We start from the raw sequence: 1,452 nt of genomic DNA, 5'->3' as shown, positions 1-1,452 counted from the left end.
CGGTTGGGCCGGCGACTTCGGGTGCAGACGACTCGGGTGGTGTGACGGGCGGTGTGTACAAGGCCCGGGAACGCATTCACCGCGGCATGCTGATCCGCGATTACTAGCAACTCCGACTTCATGGGGGCGGGTTGCAGCCCCCAATCCGAACTGGGGCCGGCTTTCCGGGATCCGCTCCCCCTCGCGGGGTGGCATCCCTCTGTACCGGCCATTGTAGCACGTGTGCAGCCCAGGGCATAAGGGGCATGATGACTTGACGTCGTCCCCGCCCTCCTCCGCCTTGACGGCGGCGGTCCCGCGTGGGTTCCCGGCATCACCCGATGGCAACACGCGGCGGGGGTTGCGCTCGTTGCGGGACTTAACCCAACATCTCACGACACGAGCTGACGACAGCCATGCACCACCTGTATGGGCTCCTCTCGGCCACGGGGTCTCCCCCGCTTCACCCATATGTCAAGCCCTGGTAAGGTTCTTCGCGTTGCTTCGAATTAAGCCACATGCTCCGCTGCTTGTGCGGGCCCCCGTCAATTCCTTTGAGTTTTAGCCTTGCGGCCGTACTCCCCAGGCGGGACGCTTAATGCGTTGGCTGCGGCACGGGGGGATCGTCCCCCCACACCTAGCGTCCATCGTTTACGGCTGGGACTACCAGGGTATCTAATCCTGTTCGCTCCCCCAGCTTTCGCGCCTCAGCGTCGGTCTCGGCCCAGAGGGCCGCCTTCGCCACCGGTGTTCCACCCGATATCTGCGCATTCCACCGCTACACCGGGTGTTCCACCCTCCCCTACCGGACCCAAGCCGCGGAGGTTCCGGGGGCTTCGGGGGGTTGAGCCCCCCGCTTCGACCCCCGGCCTGCCGGGCCGCCTACGCGCGCTTTACGCCCAATGAATCCGGATAACGCTCGCCCCCTACGTATTACCGCGGCTGCTGGCACGTAGTTAGCCGGGGCTTCTTCTGCAGGTACAGTCTCGTCTCTTCCCTGCTGAAAGCGGTTTACGACCCGAAGGCCTCCGTCCCGCACGCGGCGTCGCTGCGTCAGGGTTGCCCCCATTGCGCAAGATTCCCCACTGCTGCCTCCCGTAGGAGTCTGGGCCGTGTCTCAGTCCCAATCTGGCCGGTCGGTCTCTCAACCCGGCTACCCGTTGTCGGCACGGTGGGCCGTCACCCCGCCGTCTACCTGATGGGCCGCGGAGCCATCCCCTCCCGTCGGGGCTTTAGCCCGGGCGCCATGCGGCACCCGGGGGTATCCGGTATTACCCGTCCTTTCGGGCGGCTATCCCGGGGGAGGGGGCAGGTTCTCCACGTGTTACTCAGCCGTTCGCCACTCGCCTCTATCCGAAGATAGGTGCCGTTCGACTTGCATGTGTTAGGCGCGCCGCCAGCGTTCATCCTGAGCCAGGATCGAACTCTCCGTCCAAATATGCTTGGGCCTCGAGCCCGTCCGGTCCTCTCAGT

General features: G+C 65.3%; 1 rRNA gene. It reads right to left on the bottom strand.

What is annotated here, in order from left to right:
- Positions 1–1,414, bottom strand: a 16S ribosomal RNA gene (locus ACTQV4_RS10265); the annotation flags it as partial.
- Positions 1,415–1,452: the final 38 nt, after the last annotated feature.

It is taken from the genome of Collinsella sp. LCP19S3_B11 (assembly GCF_052121915.1).
In the GTDB taxonomy this organism is placed as follows: Bacteria; Actinomycetota; Coriobacteriia; order Coriobacteriales; family Coriobacteriaceae; genus Collinsella.
Note: the sequence above shows the minus strand (reverse complement) of the source record. Positions and strands in the feature narration are given on the sequence as shown.